The sequence below is a fragment of the Jiangella anatolica genome (assembly GCF_003236295.1).
Taxonomy (GTDB): Bacteria; Actinomycetota; Actinomycetes; order Jiangellales; family Jiangellaceae; genus Jiangella; species Jiangella anatolica.
The window spans coordinates 58,135-77,371 of the sequence record NZ_POTW01000019.1 but is presented as its reverse complement, the minus strand read 5'-3'; the positions used below and the strand labels follow the sequence as shown (position 1 = coordinate 77,371).

Below are 19,237 nucleotides of genomic sequence, written 5' to 3'. Positions count from 1 at the left end.
TTCGCGCCGCAGCCGTCGCGAGCCAAGTTCTGCTGTACCAGCTCTGGAAGAGGCTTGCCCTTGTCTGCGCGCACTCGCGCCGTGCCGGACGCCGACGGCGACACCGTCCTGTCCCGCAGCAGGATGATCCGCCGGGTCCTCGTGCTCGGCGCGCTCACCGCACTCGGCCCGCTGACCATCGACCTCTACCTGCCCGCGTTCCCGGACATCGCCGGCGACCTCGGCGCCACCGAGGCCCAGGTCCAGCTCACGCTCACCGGAACGTTGCTCGGCTTCGCCGTCGGCCAGCTCATCCTCGGGCCGTGGTCCGACGCCGTCGGCCGCCGCCGTCCGCTCATCGCCGCCACCCTGATGCACGTGGTGGCGTCGCTCCTGTGCGCCCTCGCGCCCACGATCGAGGTGCTCGGCGTCTTCCGCGTGCTGCAGGGCATGGCCGCCGCGGCCGGCGCCGTCGTCTCGATGGCCGTGGTCCGCGACCTCTACACCGGCATGCCCGCGGTGCAACTGCTGTCGCGGCTCATGCTCGTCACCGGCGTCGCGCCGGTCCTCGCGCCGACGCTGGGCGGCCAGGTGCTGCAGTTCACCGACTGGCGCGGTGTCTTCTGGGTGCTGGCCGCCCTGGGCCTCGGCCTGGTCGGCGTCGTCGTGTTCGGGCTCAAGGAGACCCTGCCCGAGGACCGTCGCCGCTCCGGCGGCATCGCCGACACCATCCGCACCTACGGCTCGATCCTGCACGAGCGCACGTTCGTCGGCCTCATGCTCACCGGCGGGCTGATGATGGCCGCCCTGTTCGGCTACATCGCCGGCTCGTCGTTCGTCTTCCAGGACGTGTTCGGGCTGTCGGAGCAGGACTACGGCATCCTGTTCGGCGTCAACTCGCTCGGCCTGATCATCGCCACGCAGCTCAACGCGCGCCTGGTCCGGCGGGTCCGGCCGCAGTGGATCCTGGCGGGCGCGCTGGTCGTGGCGTCGTCGGCGGCCGCGCTGATGCTGGTGTTCGCGGCCACCGGGGCGCTGGGCATCTACGGCATCGCCGTCCCGCTGTTCGTCATCCTCACCTCGGTCGGCTTCACCATGCCGAACATCCCGGTGCTGGCCCTCGCGAGCCACGGCCGGTCGGCGGGGACGGCGGCGGCCCTGCTGGGCGCGATGAACTTCGCTGTCGGCGCCGTCAGCGCGCCGCTGGTCGGGGCGTTCGGCACCGGTTCCGCGGTCCCGATGGCCGCCGTCATGCTGACGATGGCCGTCCTCGCCGTCGGCGCGATGTTCCTCGTCGCACGACCGGCGCGGATCGCCGGACTGGAGCCGGACCCGCCGATCACGGGCGAGACCCCGCCGGTGGAGGTCGCGCCCGTGCGACCGGACCCGGCCCCGTCCGGACGGCGGCGCCGGCCCGGCCGGTTCGCGTCCGGCCGCGCACACCGTCCGGCCGTCACGCACGAGACCGTGCCGGTCACCACCCGGCGGCGGCAGCGGTCGCGGTCCTGAGCCGGACCGGTCAGCCGAACAGGACGTAGCTCGGGCTCGGCGTGCTCAGTACGTGGCCGGTCGGCTCCGGCAGGCCGGTGCGCTGGTCGACGCGGAACGAGACCAGCTGGTCGGAGAACTGGTTCGCGACGTAGAGGTACTCGCCGGACGGGTCCAGCTCGAGGTCGCGTGGGTGCGCGCCGCCGCACGGGACGGCGCCGACCAGCGCGACGTCCGGCCCGTCGACGGACAGCACGGCGATGTCGTCGACGAACCGGTTGGCGACGTAGAGGAACCGTCCGTCGGGGCTGAGGCGGATCGCCGACGGGTGGCTCGGCCCGCGTCCGTCGTCGACGTGCGTGGCGACCTCTGCGACCACCGCGGGCGCCGTCAGGTCGACGACGGCGACGGTCGAGGCCAGCTCCGTGACGACGTAGGCGTACCGGTCCCGGACGACCAGGTGCCGTGGCCCGGCGCCGGGCGACGTCGCGATCTCGTCGGCGAGCGTCAGCCGGCCGCTGCCCTCGTCGAGGACGTAGCGGTAGACGGTGTCGGTGCCGAGGTCGGCGGCGAGGACGTGGCCACGGGCCTCGTCGGTGACGATCATGTGTGCGTGCGGGCCGTCCTGCCGCCCGGCGTCGGGGCCGCCGCCCTCGTGCTGGACGACGTGCGTCGCGTCGCCGAGGGACCCGTCCGCGCCGATCGGCAGCACGCTCACCGAGCCGGACAGGTAGTCGGCGGTGAACAGGTGCCGTCCGCCCGGATGGACCGACAGGTGGCACGGCCACCTCCCGCCGGTCGGGCGTGGCCGGCCCAGCGGCCGCGGCACGTCGCCGTCGAGCGCCCACGCGCTGACCATGCCGTCCTCGGTCTCGTGGACGGTGTAGAGCACCCGGGCGTCCGGCGACAGGGCCAGGTACATGGGGTTGTCGACACCCTGGAGGGCGGGCTCGCCGACCGGCGTCACCACGCCCTTCTCGATGTCGGCGACGATGATGCCGGCGGCCGGTCCGCCCTGGCCGGCCGAGGTGGCGGCCCCGATGAATGCGCGCATCGGCCCATCATCCCGGAGCGATCCCGGGCGCCGCCGCGCGGGTCAGGCCCCCGGCGCCGGCGGCTCGGCCCGCTGCGGCAGCGCCGGCTGCTCCGCGGTGACCGGGAGGTCCGGGTCGCTGATCCGGACGGTGTTGCGTCCGCCGTTCTTGGCCGCGTAGAGCGCGGTGTCGGCCGCCAGCAGCAGCTCGTCGAGGGTGTTGACGCCCGCCGACGGGTAGATGGCGCCGCCGACCGACGCGGTGAAGGTGGCGTCGCCCGCCTCGGCGAGGTGCGCCGGCGGATCCACCACCACCGACTGGATGCGCCGCCGGATGCGCTGGGCGATGTTGCGCAGGTTGCGGCGGTCGCCGACGTCGGGGAGCACGATGACGAACTCCTCGCCGCCCCACCGGCCGCAGGCGTCCTCGTCGCGGATCTCGGCGATGAGCTCCTGCGCCACGGCCTTGAGAACGAGATCGCCGTACGGATGGCCGAAGGTGTCGTTGAGCCGCTTGAAGTGGTCGAGGTCGACGATGAGCAACCCCAGCGTCGTGCCGCGGTCGCGCGCGTGGGCCAGCGACTGATCGGCGAACTCGTGCCACCAGCCGGCGGTGGACAGACCGGTCTTGGCGTCGATCCGGGAGGCCTGCTGGTACTGGTTGACCAGGATGCCGCGGTGCAGCGCCACCATGGCGATGACGATGCCCGGCATGACGACCGGGTTCGTGACCACGATGGCGGCGGCGACGAGCCCGAGCCCCATGGCGCCGGCCTCGAGCATCTGCTCGCCGAAGTTCGAGAACAGCTCACGGACGGTCACGGTCGGCTTGGCCGCGGCGATGGCCGCCATGACCAGGCCGACGTTGATGGCCCAGCGGATGGTGGCCGCCGCGATGACGACGCCGAGGTCGAGCAGGCCCTGCCACACGCCGCCGGACGGGACGCCGGGGTAGCTGGACATGCCGGACGAGAGCACGGCGACCGCGATGTGGGTGCCGATCAGCACCGTCGCGCACGAGAACACCCACCGGTACGGCAGCTTCTGCGCCTGCGGCTTCACCCGGGACCAGGCCAGCGCGTAGGTGAAGAGCACCATCACGGTGGCGAGCACCGGTGGCAGCACGAGGACCGCGGCGAAGCTCCAGACCGCCTTGGTGTCGATGTAGGCCACCGTGCCGCCACGTTCGTGCTGACGGCGCCGTTCGATGTGGCGGGTCAGCTCGATCGCGATGCTCGCGCAGGCCAGCAGGATCGCGAAGTGGGTGAGGTCGGCGCCTTCGACGGGCAGCAGGAAGGCGGTCCAGACGCTGGTCAGCACCGCGACGACGTCGACGACCAGCACAAGCACGACGACGGCGCGCGGCATCTCCCACAGCGCCCAGCCGGCGGCCCACTTGCGCGCCCGTCGAGTCAAGCCGTGCACCGCCTTCACCTGCGCATATAGCTGTGCTTGTGATGCCACTGCTCATACTGCCCGATTTGGGGCGATCCTATCCTACGCAGCCAGAGACAATGGAAGGGCAAATCGGATCTTCCGGGCGCGAAACTGAGCGCGCCTGGAGCTGGGGTGGTGGAGGGAGCTGTGACGCGCATGCGCGACAACAACTGGAACTGACGTGTGGGACCGGTCTGCGCTGGAGCCGAGCACGGAGGGAGGCCGCGGACATGCGTGACAACAACTGGAACTGACGACATGAGCACCCGCCGGGAACGCAGATCGAGGGGAGGCCGCAGACATGCGCGACAACAACTGGAACTGACGCGATGGGTGACGTGCCGGCGAACGGAGACCGAGGAGGAGGGCAGCGCGATGCGCGACAACAACTGGAACTGACCCGCAGGGGACCGGAGGGGCTGGTGCCGAGCGCCGAGGGAGGCCGCGGACATGCGCGACAACAACTGGAACTGACGCGATGGATTCATGCCGGGGACGAGCGTCGAGGAGGGCACGGACATGCGCGACAACAACTGGAACTGACCCGCAGGGGACCGGAGGGGCTGGTGCCGAGCGCCGAGGGAGGCCGCGGACATGCGCGACAACAACTGGAACTGACGCGATGGATTCATGCCGGGGACGAGCGTCGAGGAGGGCACGGACATGCGCGACAACAACTGGAACTGACCCCGCGAGAGCGGTGGACGCATACCTGGACCGGTCATGCTTCGGCCGGTAGGTCGGAGGCCTCGCCCTGGGGTGGTGGATGGGCGCGGGGCGGGGCCAATCGTGACCAGCGGTGCCATGCCGCGCCGGCGGCGAGGACGCCCAGGACGGCCGCGACGAGGATGATCGTCGACGGCGAGAAGACCTGGGCGAGGACGCCGGCGGCGACGATGGCCAGACCTTGCGCCGCTCGGAGGGCGGCGATCGCGAGCCCGACCGCCTGACCGCGGCGGTGCGCTGGGACGGACTCGATGTAGGTGGCCTGGACCACCATGTCGTGGGCCGAGCATGCCCCGCTGACGGTCCACAGCAGCACCGAGACGGCCAGCCCGGGCAGCCAGCCCGTGGGGATCAGCACCAGACTGCTCGCCACCGCGAGCGGTCCCATCAGCGCGAGCCTGCGCTCCGGCCGGAGCCGGCCCAGCACGAGCATCCCGATGACCGTCCCGGCGGGGTTGGCGACGAGCAGCCAGCCCAGTGCGGCCGGGCCGGTGCCGAGTTCCGCCGCGTACGGCACCGCGAGCCCCTCGGGCACCACGTAGAACCCCGAACAGCAGGCGATGGCCAGCAGTGTCAGCAGCCGCGGGTCGCCGGCGACGACCCGCCAGCCGGCCCGGACGGTGGCCCACTGGCCGGCCCGCGCCGCGCCGGTCGCTGGACCGGTCGCCGGACCGGCCTGCGTCGCGACGGCCGCCGCCAGAGGTGGCGGCGCGGCGGGCGGGTGCGGGCCCATGCCGCGGGCGATCAGCAGCGCCGACAGCGCGAACGTCGCCGCGTTGATCAGCAGTGCCGCCGGCGCGCCGAGCCACGCCACGAGGGCCGCCGCGCCACCGAACCCCACGACGAGCGCGGCCTGGTACGTCATGGAGAAGACGCCGAGCCCGAGCGCCAGCCGGTCGCCGCGCAGGATGTCGGGCAGCGCCGCCTGCCGCGCGGCCGAGAACGGCGCCGTCAGCAGCTGCACCAGCACCAGCAGGAACACCTGCCCGGCCAGCGGCACGCCAGGGATGGCCATCACGGCGACCAGCCCCGCCCGGGCCAGATCGGTGACGACCATGACGTCGCGACGGGGGAAGCGGTCGGCGATCCCGGCCAGGGCGGCGCCCCCGACCAGGTCGGGCAGGTACGTCAGGGCATAGGTGAGCGCGGCCAGGCCGGCGGACTCCGTGCGATCGAACACGAGCAGCGTCAGCGCGATGCGCGCGAGCTGGTCGCCGATCACGGAGAGTAGGTGCGCCAGCCACAGCCAGCGGAACTCCGCCGCCGTGAAGACGTCGCGGTAGGAAGCCGGGGATCGAGACATTTCCGGAGAAGTCTGACCGGTCTGATGACGTCGGGCAAGATCTTGTTCACGGTTCGTCGCGCCGGCGGACGGCGTCGTCGCCGCCGGTCGGCGCCGCCGCCGAGTGGCCACTCCTACGTTGAACCGATTCTCCGGCCGGTAATGGAGAGGGCGCCGGGAATTGCCTCGTGGATCACTGAGAAAATCTCGCGTTCCACTTCCGCGGCCGGTGCAGCGGACGTTATTGTCCGGTGTCGCGAAGCGGCGATCCGGTCACGCGCGGTGACGTCCGGCGACGCGGGCTCCGGCGGTGAACAGTGACGTAGAGTGAGGTTTCGATCACTGAGTGTCACGCCGCGGCAAGATCGATCCCGCTACTCTCCGTCACTTTTTGTAACGCAAAGTAGTTGTTGCGCGATCTCTTTGCCCTGTCTATTCTCTAATCATCCGCACCGGCAAATAGGTGCTCAGATCCAATTCGTTGGATTGGCTGCGAGGGACGGGGACGTCGCGAAAGCGACACCACGGAGCCGCTGGGCATCGGAGGTGCGATTCACGGCTTCGAGCCGTGACCTTGGACCGGCACGGCCCTCCGCCCTGCACAGGCCGTGCCGTGAAAAGGGGACGTGGTGCGCGCGTCCGGGGACGTTCGCACCACGTCCCAAACGGGGCGGCGGCAGGTTTCCGCGGGCTGGTCCTGCCGCCGCAATGTGGAGACGCGGCGGGTCTGTTGGGGGGCAGGCACCCGTCGCGTTCTCCATTCCGGCGTTGACCTCGCGCCGAGTCGGGCATTATGACATCTATAGCGTGAACGGCGCATACGGTACAGATTGAGCAGACCGGACGGAGCCGTGAACCCAGATGTCGATGCCATGACCAGCCCCCTCAAGCCCCCCGCACCCGCGCCCACCACCCGTGAGTTGTACGGCTTCCGGGACGAGGCGTCGGGCATGATGATGCGTTTCTCGACGCCGAACCGGCGGTTCGATCGCTGGACCGCCTACGCCGACGGCGCCCGCGCCAGCTACCGGCGTCATCTCGTCGAGCACGCCCTCGCCCTGCCCGTGGTCACGCCGGAGTCCAGGGCGCCGGTGTTCGCCATCGCGTCCGACGACAGCGGGAAGGTCTGGGCCGGCTGCTACGTCAACGGCCCGCTGCGCTCCGTGCGCGACGCCTACGCGCCCCGTGAGTTCGGCGCCGAGCCGGTGTCGGCCTCGCTGGTCACCGACTGGATCGAGGGCGCGTTGCCGTACGGCGTCATCGAGCTCAAGGCGGTCTGGGTGGACGCGACGGCAGAGCACAAGTCCGCGCTGGCCGACCTCATGTCGAGGGCGTTCGTGCACGCCATCCGGGTGCTCGGGGTCCGCTACGCCTACTGCTCGGCGGCGGAGCACGCCGCGCCGCGCTGGGTCAACTCCGGCGCCGTGGAGCTGCCCGGCATCGTCCCGGCCCGCTACCCCGACGATCGCTACCGCACGACGATGCTGACGTGGGACGGCGAGACGGCGCTCGAGCGCGCCACCGACGAACAGCGCCGGCTGTTCGAGCACGATTTCCGCACCGCGACGGGCACGGAGGTTCCGGACGCACGATGATCGACGCCGTTGACGGGGCCAGCTGGCGCCCGGAACACGTGACCGACCCCGACCAGCTGGCTCGACTGAGGGCCGATCCGACGGTGCAGGTCGTCGACACGATCGAGCAACAGCGCCACGACCTCGCCAGGCTGCTCTCCGCGCCGCCGCCGGAGGTCATCGAGGAGCCGGCGCGCTGGTACTACTACCCGTGGCGGCGCACGCTGGTGCACCTGCTCGGGCCCGAGGCCTTCCAGACGCTGCGCACCGACCGCAACCGCAACAAGATCACCGCCGAGGAGCAGGAACGGCTGCGCCGGCTCTCCGTCGGGATCGTGGGCCTCAGCGTCGGTCACGCCATCGCGCACACGCTGGCGCTGGAGGGCAGCTGCGGTCACATCCGGCTGGCCGACTTCGACCAGATCGAGCTGTCCAACCTCAACCGCATCCCGGGAACGGTCTTCGACCTCGGCGTGAACAAGGCGGTCGTCGTGGCCCGCCGCATCGCCGAGCTGGACCCGTACATCGAGGTCGGCATCGAGCCGTCCGGCCTGGCCCTCGACTCCGTCGACGCCTTCCTCGACGGGCTGGACATCGTCATCGAGGAGTGCGACTCCTTCGACGTGAAGCTGGCGCTGCGCGACGGTGCGCGCCGGCACAAGCTGCCGATCGTCATGGAGACCAGCGACCGCGGGCTGCTCGACGTCGAGCGGTACGACCTGGAGCCGGACCGGCCGCTGTTCCACGGCCTGCTCGGCGACGCCCGGGCCGAGGACCTGATGGGGCTGTCGACGCACGACAAGGTCCCGTACGTGCTGCGCGTGCTGGAGCCGGCCGAGCTGTCCGCGCCGATGGCCGCCTCGATGGCCGAGGTCGACGAGAGCCTCAACACCTGGCCCCAGCTGGGCGGCGACATCACGCTGGGCGCCGCCTCGGTGGCCGCGACGGTGCGCAAGCTCGGCCTGGGCGCGCCGCTGCCGTCCGGCCGGGTGCGCGTCGACCTCGAGGCGATCCTCACCAAGCTGAGCGACCCGCCGCCACCGGTGGAGCTCGACCTCGGCCACGACGGGGACGCCGACCCCGAGCCGCCGCCGGCCGACCCGCGGGCCGCCGTCGCGCACGCCGCGCGGCTGGCGCCGTCGGGCGGCAACACCCAGCCGTGGCGGTTCACGCTCGGCCCGGCCGGACTGGACCTGGATCTGGACCCGAGCCAGACCTCCACCCTGGACGTCGCGTTCCGCGGCAGCCATGTGGCCATCGGCGCGGCGCTGTTCAACGCCCGGGTCGCGGCCGCGCGACACGGCCTGCTCGGCGACGTCGAGATCCGCCCCGACGGCGACCGGGTGGCCACCCTGCGCTTCGCGGACGGCGCCGACCCGGAGCTGGCCGGCCGTTACGACGCCATGCTGCGGCGGGTGTCGAACCGGCACCTCACCGAGCCCACGCCGCTGCCGGACGACGTCGCGCCGGCGCTGAGCGCGGCCGCCGTCGCCGAGGGCGCCGAGATCCACCTCGTCACCGCCCGCGACCGGCTCCGGGAGCTCGCCGAGCTGCTGGGCGAGTCCGACCGGCTGCGCTACCTCACCGAGCACCTGCACCGCGAGATGATGCGCGAGCTGCGCTGGCCCGGCACCGACGGGCTGGACTGGGGTCTCGACGTGCGGGCGCTGGAGCTGGACGCGTCCGACCTGGCCAAGCTGGGCGTCGCCCGCCGGGCCGACGTCATGGCGCTGCTGGCCGAGCAGGACCTCGGCCGGGCGCTGGGCGAGTCCACCCGCGACCGCATCGGCGCCGCCTCCGGGCTGCTGGTCGTCTCGGTGCCCGGCCACGAGCCGGCCGACTACGTCCGTGGTGGTCAGGCCGTCGAGCGGGTGTGGATCGAGGCCGAGCGGCTGGGGCTGGCCGTGCACCCGATGTCGCCGGTGTTCATCTACGCGGTCGACGACGAGGACTACCGGGAGCTCTCCCCCCGCTACGCCGACCGGCTTCGGCGGCTACGGCACGATTTCGCCGGGATCGTCGGTCTCGGGGACAGGCACGTCGCACTGGTGATGCGGATCGGCTACGCTCCTAGCGTCAGCGTCCGGAGCCGCCGCCTGTCTGCCCACCGCACCGTCCGGGACGCCCTGGAGGCAGGGAGCAACCTATGAAGCTGGACCCGGAGACCATCCAGCCGCTTCTCGAGGCGCTGGCTCGGGCCACGGACTCCATCTCGGCCGACGTTCTGGCCGTCGAGGCCGGTATGCCGCTGGTCTCGTGGGGGAGCGCTCCCGCGGCCGGCGTCAAGGGCAAGGACCTCACGGTCATGCGCGACGCCATCCGGGCGGCCACCGCGCACGTGGCCCGCGACGCCTCCGCCGACCTGTTCGAGGACGCGGAGACACCCGGGCTGACCATCCTCGCGACCAAGGTGGCCTACCGCGACTTCCGCGGCAGCATCTGCCTGGTGCGGCTGGACGGGCGGACGTACACCTCGAAGGACCGCGAGCTGCTGTTGGTGTCGGCGCAGCTGTGCACCGCGGTGATGGAGGCCGGCGAGATCACCGACCAGCACGGGCGGCTGGACGCGCTGGTCACCTATGTCGCCGCCGAGCTCATGGGCGTCACCGCCCGCGACCTCGCCGAGACGCTGTTCCGGGTGATCAGCGAGCTGGGCCGCTATTTCGGCGCCGACACCTGCTTCCTGCGGCACAACGATCCGGAGCTGCAGGCCAGCGTGCTGGTCGACGAGTGGCCGCGGCGGCCGGACGTCCCCGACCCCGATCCGCTCGGCATCGTGCCGTGGGACACCGACGACCCGATCTTCTCGATGATCAAGGACCAGCGCGAGCCGTTCATCACCCGCCCGTCCGACGGTCAGCTGAGCTACCAGGAGCGGGTCCGCGCCGGTTCCGGCGTGCCCGAGGTCTCGCTGGCCATGGTGCCGCTCATCCACGACGACACCACCAGCGGCGTCCTCGGCCTCATCCACTTCGGCGACCGCATCTGGACCCGCGCCGAGGTGCGGGCGCTGCGCGCCATCGCCTCGCTGCTGGTGCAGCTGGACGCCCGGGTGGCGGCCGAGGAGAGCCTGCACCACCACGCGTACCACGACGAGCTGACCGGCCTGTGGAACCGCCGGGCGTTCGTCGAGGACCTCAACGCCGTGCTCGAGGCCGACCCGCGGGCGCCGCTGGCGGTGCTCTTCGCCGACATGGACCGGCTCAAGACGGTCAACGACGTGCTCGGCCACACCGTCGGCGACAACTTCATCCAGGCCGTGGCGCAGCGGCTGCGCGACTCCGTCCGGCCGCACGACGTCGTCGCCCGCCTGGCCGGCGACGAGTTCGTCATCGTGCTGCACGACATCGGGTCCATCTCCGCCGCCGAGCGGGCCGCCCGTCGCATCCTGGATCGCGTCGCCGAGCCGCTCGACGTCGGCGGCCACGCCATCAGCCGCAGTGCCAGCATCGGCGTCGTGGTCAACGGGGACATGCCCAGCACGGTCGACGAGCTGCTCGGCAACGCCGATGTCGCGCTGCTCGAGGCCAAGGAGCGCGGTGGAGACTCGGTAGTGGTGTTCAACGACGACCTGCGATCGAAGCTGCTCGTCCGCGCCGACCTCGAGCTCCGGCTGCGCACCGCGATCGCCAACAACGAGATGCGGCTGTACTTCCAACCCGAGTTCGACCTGCGCGACGGCCGGATGACCGGCGTCGAGGCGCTGGTGCGCTGGCAGCATCCGGAACGCGGCCTGCTGGCCGCCGACGCGTTCATCTCCGTCGTCGAGGAGATCAACCTCTCCGCGGAGCTGGGCCGCTGGGTGCTGGAGGAGGCCTGCCGGCAGCTCGCGACCTGGAAGCGGACGTCGCCGGTGCCGCCGCCGCTGGTCCGGGTGAACATCTCCGCCGGCGAGCTGATCAGCGCCGACTTCGTCGGCTTCGTCGCCACGCTGCTGAGCCGCTACGGTCTCGCCCCGGCGGAGCTCGGCATCGAGATCACCGAGAGCACGGTGATGCGCGAGATCGACGACGTGCAGGCCACCCTGAACGGGCTGCGCGGCCTGGGCGTCACGCTCGCCATCGACGACTTCGGCACCGGGTACAGCTCGCTGGCCCAGCTCAAGCAGCTACCGGTCGACATCCTCAAGATCGACCGCAGCTTCGTCTCGGCACTGGCCGAGAGCAGTGGTGATCGCGCCATCGTCGCCGCGATCGTCCGGCTCGCCGAGGCGTTCAACCTGACCACGGTGGCCGAGGGTGTCGAGGATCCCGCAGCCGTCACGACGCTGCTGGACCTCGGCTGCTACCGCGCGCAGGGGTTCTTCATGTCCAAGCCGTTGCCTGCCCAGGTCGTGCTGGAACAGGCGCGGAACCCGGGAGTCCCGTTACGCATGGTGTGACGTGGGACACGTGGCGTTGGCGTGTCAGCGTCAGACCTCCTAGCATTCCTAGCTGAACAAAAGTCGCGGACGGCTGGGTGATCAATCGGCCGCGAATGCCCGGTATCCTCTGAATCGTTCCGGGCGTTCTGTCCGGGATCCTGCCAGGGGGGCGGCGCAGGCGTGCTGGTGCGGGCGGATCAGTACGGAGGACGAGGCACCTTTGGAGAGCTCGACGATGAAAGACGGCAGTCCTGACTCGACCGAGGAGGACTTCGCGAAGGTCGTTGGCGCACGGTTGCGCGCGTTGCGCAAGCGCCGGCGGCTGTCGCTGCAGGCCGTCGAGGAGAAGTCCGGTGGCCGGCTGCGCGCTGTCGTGGTCGGCTCCTACGAACGCGGTGACCGCGTGGCGTCGATCCGGCGCATCGCGGAGCTGGCCGAGTTCTACGGCGTCCCGATCGACACGCTGGTGTCCGACGGCGCCCGGTCCCGTATCCCCGCGCAAGAGGGCAAGGTCGTCCTCGATCTCGACGCGTTGCGCAACGCGCCGCCCGAGGCCGAGCGCCTGGCCACCTTCGTCGCGTCCATCCAGCGGCAGCGCAATGACTTCGGCAGCCCGGTGCTGACCATCCGGGCCGAGGACATCTCGCTGGCCGCCCTGCTCTACGAGATCCCGCCCGCCGAGCTGCGGGAGAAGCTGGTCACCTGGGGAGTGCTCGCCAGCACGAGCCCCTGAGCCCGTCCCGTTAGGCTGCGGTCGTGGCGACGACCCTGCTCGACGGCATCGGGCTCCTGGTGACCAACGATCCCGCGCTCGGTGACGGCTCGCCGCTCGGTGAGATCTCCGGCGCCGCCCTGATCGCCGACTCCGGCGGTCGGGTGCTCTGGGTGGGCCCGGCCCCCGCCGCACCCAGCGCCGACTCCCGCATCGACCTCGACGGCCGCTGCGTCGTCCCCGGCTTCGTCGACAGCCACGCCCACCTGGTCTTCGCCGGCGATCGCTCGGCCGAGTTCGCCGCCCGGATGAGCGGGCAGCCCTACGCCGCCGGCGGCATCCGCACGACGGTCGCCGCCACCCGGGCCGCGCCCGACGAGCTGCTGGCCGCGAACCTCGCGCGGCTGGTGCGCGAGATGGGCCGTCAGGGCACCACCACCGTCGAGATCAAGAGCGGCTACGGGCTGACGGTGCCCGACGAGGCCCGCGCACTCGCGCTGGCCGGGCAGTACACCGACGAGACCACGTACCTCGGCGCGCACGTCGTGCCGGCCGAGTACGCGCCGGACCCGGCCGCCTACGTCGATCTCGTCACCGGGCCGATGCTGGACGCCTGCGCGCCGCACGCCCGCTGGGTCGACGTCTTCTGCGAGACCGGCGCGTTCGACGCCGACGCCGCCCGGGCCGTGCTGACGGCGGGCATCGACCGCGGCCTCGGCGCGCGGGTGCACGCGAACCAGCTCGGACCGGGGCCCGGTGTCCAGCTGGCCTGCGAGCTGGGCGCCGCCAGCGCTGACCACTGCACCCACCTCACCGACGCCGACGTCGACGCGCTGGCCGGCTCCGGCACCGTCGCGACGCTGCTGCCCGGCGTGGAGTTCTCCACCCGCTCGCCCTACCCGGACGCCCGCCGGCTGCTGGCCGCCGGCGCCACCGTCGCGCTGGCCACCGACTGCAACCCCGGCTCCTGCTTCACGTCGTCGATGCCGTTCTGCATCGCGCTCGCGGTCCGCGAGATGGCGATGACGCCGGCGGAGGCGCTGTGGGCGGCGACGGCGGGCGGCGCGGCCGCGCTGCGTCGCACCGACGTCGGCCAGCTGTCGCCGGGCTCGCGCGCCGACCTCGCCGTGCTGGACGCGCCGTCGTACGTCCACCTGGCCTACCGGCCCGGCGTCCCGCTGGTCGCCGACACCTGGCTGAACGGCCGGCCGGCCTCACTGCTCGACGTGCAGCAGCGCGCGGTCGGCGGCGGGTAGCCACGCGCCGGCCGGCGGGTCGAGCCAGCCCTCGGCCGGGATCAGCCGGTCCAGCGCCCGGTGCAGCGCGTCGACGCCCGGGTGCCGCAGGGTGTCGCGGTGCGCCATCCACCACGGGTAGAGCGGGGTGGGCTCGGTCAGCGGCCGCACGACGGTGCCGGGGATCGGCGCCGCGTCGGTCTTGGTGAGCACCGGCCAGCCGGTCGTGCGCAGGTGGTGGGTGGTCTCCTCCGGTGGCGCGGCGGCGACAGCGGCCATGCCGGGGTGGTGGTCGGGCGCGACGACGCCGCCGTGCCGCTCGACCAGCTCCGCGCCCAGGTCGGTCCACTCCGGCGCCTCGGGATTGCCGCCGCTGGTGTCGATGGTGCGGCCGCGCAGCAGCGCCATCGCGATGGTGTCGTGGCGCGCGAGCGGGTCGTCGTCGAGGACCATCAGGCCCAGCGGCTCCAGCCGGACCAGCCGGCGGGTCAGGCCGGCGGGCGGCGCGACCCGGACCCCGGTCAGCCGGCCGAACACGACGTCGACGCGGTGGGCCGCGAGGCCCCGCACGGCGGCATCGCAGCCGCCGTGGAACCGGGCCTCGAGCTCCACGTCCGGCGCCAGCGGCCGGGCCGCCTCGAGCACGCGCAGCGCAGTCGAGCGGTCGTGCATGACGTCGACCAGCAGCGGGCGCGTGGTGTCGCGCAGCTCGGCGAGCATGGCGTCGTGCAGGTCCAGCAGCTCCGTGGCCCGGACGAGCAGCCGTTCGCCCGGCGGCGTCAGCGTCACCCGGCGGGTCGTGCGGTCGAACAGCCGGACGCCGAGATCGCGCTCGAGCCTGGCGACGTCGCGGCTGAGCGCCTGCTGGGCGACGAAGAGGCGGGCCGCCGCCCGGCCGAAGTGGAGCTCCTGGGCCACGGCCACGAAGTGCCGCAGCAACCGGGTGTCGACCTCGGACACGGCCACGCGACCCACTCTAGCGATTGACAACGCAGAGCGGTCAATGGCCTCTGAACAGGTGTTGGACGCCTTCAGGTGACCGCGCCGATCGTGGAGGGCATGACGACCACCACGCTGCTCGCTCCCACCCGCCCGAAGGTGGCGCTGCTCGCCGCCGCCACCGCCGTCGGCAGCATCGGCCTGGCCGCCGGTGGCATCGCCGGACCGCTGCTGGCGGTCGACCTGACCGGTGACCCGGCGACGGCCGGCCTGCCGGTCGGCGTGCACGTGGCCGGCTCGGCCGCTGGCGCCGTCCTGGTCTCGCGCGCCAGCGCCCGTATCGGCCGGCCCGCGGGGCTCGCCCTCGGCTACGTCCTGGGTGCTCTCGGCGCGGTGGTCGTCGTCGCGGCCGCCGCCGGGGCCGGCCTCGGCCTGCTGCTGGTGGGCAGCGCGCTGTTCGGCGTCGGCAACGCGCCGGTGTTCCTGGCCCGCTACGCCGCGGCCGAGGCCGCCGGGCCGGCGAACCGCGGACGGGCGCTGGGGATCGTGCTGTTCGCGGTCGCCGCCGGCGCGGTCGCGGGGCCGAACCTGCTGGCCGGGAGCGAACGGCTGGCGTCCGCCCTCGGCCTGCCGCCGTTGACCGGCCTGTACCTGATCGCCGTCGCCGCCTTCCTCGCCGCCGCCGGCGCCCTGCTGCCGAGCTCGGCGACCGGCCGGACGCCTCCACGATCGAGGGGGACCGGGGCGAGGGTGCCGTGGCGGGCGGTCGCGCTGCTGGCCGTCACCAACCTGGTGATGGTCGGGGTGATGGCGGTGGCGCCGGTGCACCTCGTCGCGCACGGTCACGGCCCGGCATGGGTGGGCGGCATCGTCAGCGTGCACGCGCTGTGCATGTTCGCGCCGTCGCTGGTCTCGGGGCCGCTGCTGGACCGTACCGGCCCGGCCGTCGCGACGCTGCTGGCCGCGGCGCTGCTGGCCGCGGCGGGCGTCGTCGGCGCTCTGGGGCCGGACGACGCGATCGTGCTGCTGGTCTCGCTGGGCCTGCTCGGCCTGGGGTGGAACGCCGGCGTGCTGGCCGGGAGCGCGCTTCTGACGGCGGACGTGCCACCGCGCGACCGGCTGCGCGCCGAGGGTCTCGGCGAGGTCGCGATGGGCCTGGCCGCCGGCGGCGGTGCGCCGATCGCCGGGCTGGTCGTCGCGTCCGGCGGCTTCACGGCGCTGGTGGCCGGCGTGGCGATCGTCGTGCTCGTCGTCGCCGTCCCGGTGGCGGTCACGCTCACACGGAGGTTCGGCGAACCTTCTTAAGGTTAGGCGCGACTTCGTGGAAATGCGCTCTGAGCTGCGTTAACGTCGGACCCTATGAAGCTCAACGACACACTTGCCAAGGCCTTCTCCGAGCAGATCACGCTGGAGCTGGAGTCGTCCATCGCGTATCTGCAGCTGGCCATCGCGCTCGAGGACGCGAACCTGCCGGGCATGGCGTCGTGGATGCGCATCCAGTCCGACGAGGAACGCGTGCACGCGGCCAAGTTCATCCAGCACGTCACCGACCGCGGCAACCGCCCGCAGATCGGCGACATCGCCGCGCCCGCCGACCCCGGGTCGAAGGTCGTCACGGCGTTCGAGGCGTCGCTGGCGCACGAGCAGAAGGTGTCCGAGTCGATCCGCGCGCTGTACCGGCTGGCGCAGGCCGAGGGCGACATCGACAGCCTGCCGCTGCTCAGCTGGTTCGTCGAGGAGCAGGTCGAGGAGGAGTCCACCGTCTCGGAGATCCTCGGCCGGCTGCACCTCATCGGCGACGACGGCCCCGGGCTGCTGCGCCTCGACGCCGAGCTGGGCGCCCGGGCGCCGGGCGCGGAGGAGTAGCCGACGGACCCCCCGCGACCCGGCAATCGGGCCGGGCCGCGAGGGCGGCCACGCGCGGTTACCGTGCCGTCAGCCGCGCCGCCAGATCGGCCGCCGTCAGCGCGGTGCCGGGACCGTTGTAGAGAGCGTTCGACACGATCGTCCACGTCGCCCGCGGCCAGCTGCGGAAGGTGATGTCCGCACCCGCCACGGTCGCCTGGCCCGACCCGACCGGCACGGTGACGACGTTGGCCAGCCCCGCCAGCGCCGCCTGGCCGTGCGCGTAGCCGCTGGCCAGCAGCTCACCGGAGGCCGGGTAGCTGGAGCCGACGGTGGCGCCGGAGCCGGCCGTCACCCGGTAGGCCGGGCTGTTGTTGAACCAGACCGGCCAGTTCGCCGGCATCCCCCAGGTGGCCGGGGCGGCCGGGTCGAACTGGGCGTTCAGCAACGTGCCGGGGGCGCTGAACGCGGCCCGGTCCGACGGGGTCGCGTTGGCGATCGGCAGCGCCAGCAGCTCGCGCGCCGTCTCCGCGGCCGCCCCGACGGCGACCAGGTTGCCGCCGTCGCGCACCCATGTCGCCAGCGCCTGCCAGCCGGCCTCGCCGACGCCGCGGGCCCAGTGGAACTCGGCCGGGTACTGCGCCGGGTTGAGGCCGTTGACGATGCGCGCCTTGTTCACGCCCGGTGCGACCAGGATGGTGTCGTACTGCGCGAGGTCGGCGTAGTCGTCGGCCTCGACCACCTCGTAGTTCAGCCCGTACGTGTCGGCCAGCCACATCAGCCAGCCGCCGGGCATGTTGTTCGCGCCGCGGATCAGGCCGATCCTGGTGTCCGGCTTCAGCTCCAGCGCGTCGACGGCGGGCACCTGGGGCGCCGTCGTCACCGGCAGCGCCGTCAGCTCGGAGACCTCGGTCAGCGTCGTCCGAGCGGCCGCCGTCGCGGGGACGATGAGCGTGCCGGGCTCGTACGTCGCGCTGCCGGCTGCGAACGCCGCCGCCGCTCGGAACACCGGGACGTCGTCCTCCTGCAGCCGGGCGATCGCGTGCGTCAGCCCGTAGGTCGTCGGCCGCACCAGGTACGCGCCGCCGCTCGGCGGGCTCGGCACCGCCGGGGCGGTGACGTCGTCGGCGGTGATCCGCTCGGTGCGGGCCACCCGTGCGTCGTCCGCCGGCACCACCGTCAGCCCCAGCAGCATGCCGAGATTGTCGGTGGTCTCGCTGTAGGGCATGATCAGCGGGCAGGCGGCGCACTTGCGCGCCGAGTCCGGGTACTGGTCCACCTCGAGCACCTGGTCGACCCAGCTGCCCATCGGCTGCCGCGACTGGATCAGCAGCGTGCCGGCCGGGTAGGTCTGCCGGCCCACCCGCACCGTCGACTTCGCCCGGTCCACCTCGACGCCGGCGATGTCGAAGATCTCGACCAGTTCCTTGACGGCGAACGGGTCGCGCTGGCCGGCCGGGACGAGGTACGTCTCCGGGCCGCCGTCGGGCTCCATGTTCTTCCGGTTGACCCGGTAGAGGTTGTTGAACAGCCAGTCGTCGGCGTCCTTGGCCACGCTGTCCAGGCCGGTGTACATCGACAGCTTCGCGTACTCGACGATCTGCTCCAGCGTCCACGTCGACTCGGTGTACGGGTCGAACGTGCGCATGGTGCGGTCGCGGGCGCCGGGCGGGCTGCCGTCGGGGTTGGAGAACGGCAGCGCCAGGTCGCGCACCGAGGCGATCTCGTGCAGGAACAGCGACGCGCCGCGGTGCGGGCCGGTGCCGAACACGTCGGCGTTCCAGAAGATGCCGTACGCGTCGTCGGTGCTGACGCCGGGCAGGCCGGCCTCGGCGGCGGCGTTCGCGATCTCGGCGCCGAGCGCGTTCGAGGCCGAGATGGTGATCGAGTCGATGTTCGGGCCGAGTGGCTCGTCGAACGGCGGCACCCACATGCGTGGGCTGTTGGTGCCGGCCTGGTGCATGAAGTGCAGCAGCACCGGCCGGTACTGCTGCTCCAGCCGGGTCCGGATGCGGGACTCCTCCTGGGTGAAGAAGATCCAGTCCCGGTTGTTGTCGTGCCCGACGTACTTGTGGTACAGATCCGGATACGTACGCGCGTACGACGTGCCGTCGGTCTCGTTGAAGTAGTCGACCAGCAGGTGCTGCCCGTCCGGGTTGGCCGACGGCACCACCAGGATCACCAGGTTGTCGAGGATGTTCTGGACGTACTCCGACCGCTCGGTCGACAGCCGGTGGATCACGTCGACCAGCGCCGGCAGGTTGCCCACCTCGGTGGAGTGCAGCGTCGCCTCGAGGTAGTAGACCGGGACGCTCTGCTCGGCCAGCGTGCGGGCCTCGCTCTCGGAGAGGTCCGAGCGCGGGTCGGCCAGGCGCTCGTTGGCCGCCAGGATCTCGTCCAGCCGGGCCAGGTTCTGCGCCGAGCTCACCCGCAGGATCGGGTATTCGTGGCCCAACGTGGTGGTGCCGGCCACTTCGTACTCGACGCTGTCCGATTCCTCGGCGACCAGCTCGAAGTAGTCCTTGATCTGCTCGAAAGGCGCGAGCTTTCCGCTCGTGCCCATCGCGAATCCGAAGAATTCGGTGGGTGTGGGAATGTCATCGGGCGCGGCGTCCGCGGTGTCC

The 19,237-nt window shown here is 72.3% G+C and carries 13 protein-coding genes; 8 read left to right on the top strand and 5 right to left on the bottom strand.

Annotation, left to right across the window (positions count from 1 at the left end; all coding sequences use genetic code 11):
• Positions 1–60: 60 nt before the first annotated feature.
• Positions 61–1,488, top strand: a complete 1,428-nt coding sequence (locus C1I92_RS10390; protein ID WP_199521110.1) for a multidrug effflux MFS transporter — start codon at positions 61–63, stop codon at positions 1,486–1,488.
• A gap of 10 nt (positions 1,489–1,498) precedes the next feature.
• Here the strand turns inward: C1I92_RS10390 and C1I92_RS10385 are convergent, their stop codons facing one another.
• The 3 genes from C1I92_RS10385 to C1I92_RS10375 form a co-directional block, all read right to left on the bottom strand.
• Complete coding sequence (locus C1I92_RS10385) at positions 1,499–2,521, bottom strand: lactonase family protein (RefSeq protein ID WP_111254588.1); 1,023 nt, start codon at positions 2,519–2,521, stop codon at positions 1,499–1,501.
• Positions 2,522–2,563: 42 nt separating this feature from the next.
• Entirely contained in the window at positions 2,564–3,925 is a 1,362-nt protein-coding gene (locus C1I92_RS10380; RefSeq protein ID WP_438940526.1) for a GGDEF domain-containing protein, read from the bottom strand.
• 733 nt (positions 3,926–4,658) lie between these two features.
• Positions 4,659–5,966 carry an MFS transporter gene (locus tag C1I92_RS10375; RefSeq protein WP_111254587.1) on the bottom strand — a complete coding sequence of 436 codons (1,308 nt, stop codon included), beginning with the start codon at positions 5,964–5,966 and terminating at the stop codon, positions 4,659–4,661.
• A gap of 929 nt (positions 5,967–6,895) precedes the next feature.
• Here C1I92_RS10375 and C1I92_RS10370 point away from each other — a divergent pair.
• The 5 genes from C1I92_RS10370 (at position 6,896) to hutI (ending at position 13,850) form a co-directional block, all read left to right on the top strand.
• The gene (locus C1I92_RS10370; RefSeq protein ID WP_111254586.1) at positions 6,896–7,540 is read left to right on the top strand and encodes a hypothetical protein; all 645 of its coding nucleotides are present in this window, start codon (positions 6,896–6,898) and stop codon (positions 7,538–7,540) included.
• Positions 7,537–9,669: an Rv1355c family protein gene (locus tag C1I92_RS10365; protein ID WP_111254585.1), complete on the top strand. Its 2,133-nt coding sequence runs from the start codon at positions 7,537–7,539 to the stop codon at positions 9,667–9,669. The genes C1I92_RS10370 and C1I92_RS10365 overlap by 4 nt, the downstream gene beginning before the upstream one ends.
• Positions 9,666–11,900: a putative bifunctional diguanylate cyclase/phosphodiesterase gene (locus tag C1I92_RS10360; protein ID WP_111254584.1), complete on the top strand. Its 2,235-nt coding sequence runs from the start codon at positions 9,666–9,668 to the stop codon at positions 11,898–11,900. The genes C1I92_RS10365 and C1I92_RS10360 overlap by 4 nt, the downstream gene beginning before the upstream one ends.
• Before the next feature lie 217 nt (positions 11,901–12,117).
• A complete protein-coding gene (locus tag C1I92_RS10355; protein ID WP_111254583.1) occupies positions 12,118–12,615 on the top strand; it encodes a helix-turn-helix domain-containing protein in 498 nt (165 codons plus the stop codon).
• 23 nt (positions 12,616–12,638) lie between these two features.
• Positions 12,639–13,850: an imidazolonepropionase gene (gene hutI, locus C1I92_RS10350; protein ID WP_111254582.1), complete on the top strand. Its 1,212-nt coding sequence runs from the start codon at positions 12,639–12,641 to the stop codon at positions 13,848–13,850.
• On the opposite strand, the gene C1I92_RS35430 is transcribed toward hutI, so the two are convergent.
• Positions 13,809–14,795 (bottom strand): LysR family transcriptional regulator, encoded by a 987-nt coding sequence (locus tag C1I92_RS35430; protein ID WP_111254581.1) that lies wholly within the window; start codon positions 14,793–14,795, stop codon positions 13,809–13,811. The two genes, hutI and C1I92_RS35430, sit on opposite strands and share 42 nt — an antisense overlap.
• Positions 14,796–14,888: 93 nt before the next feature.
• Here C1I92_RS35430 and C1I92_RS10340 point away from each other — a divergent pair, with 93 nt between their 5' ends.
• Entirely contained in the window at positions 14,889–16,073 is a 1,185-nt protein-coding gene (locus tag C1I92_RS10340) for an MFS transporter (protein ID WP_146605089.1), read from the top strand.
• Between the two features lie 54 nt (positions 16,074–16,127).
• On the top strand, positions 16,128–16,634 hold the full coding sequence (locus tag C1I92_RS10335) for a ferritin (protein WP_111254579.1): 507 nt from the start codon (positions 16,128–16,130) through the stop codon (positions 16,632–16,634).
• A gap of 58 nt (positions 16,635–16,692) precedes the next feature.
• Here C1I92_RS10335 and C1I92_RS10330 read toward each other — a convergent pair whose 3' ends face one another.
• On the bottom strand, positions 16,693–19,176 hold the full coding sequence (locus C1I92_RS10330; RefSeq protein WP_158564082.1) for a M14 family zinc carboxypeptidase: 2,484 nt from the start codon (positions 19,174–19,176) through the stop codon (positions 16,693–16,695).
• Between the last annotated feature and the right edge of the window lie 61 nt (positions 19,177–19,237).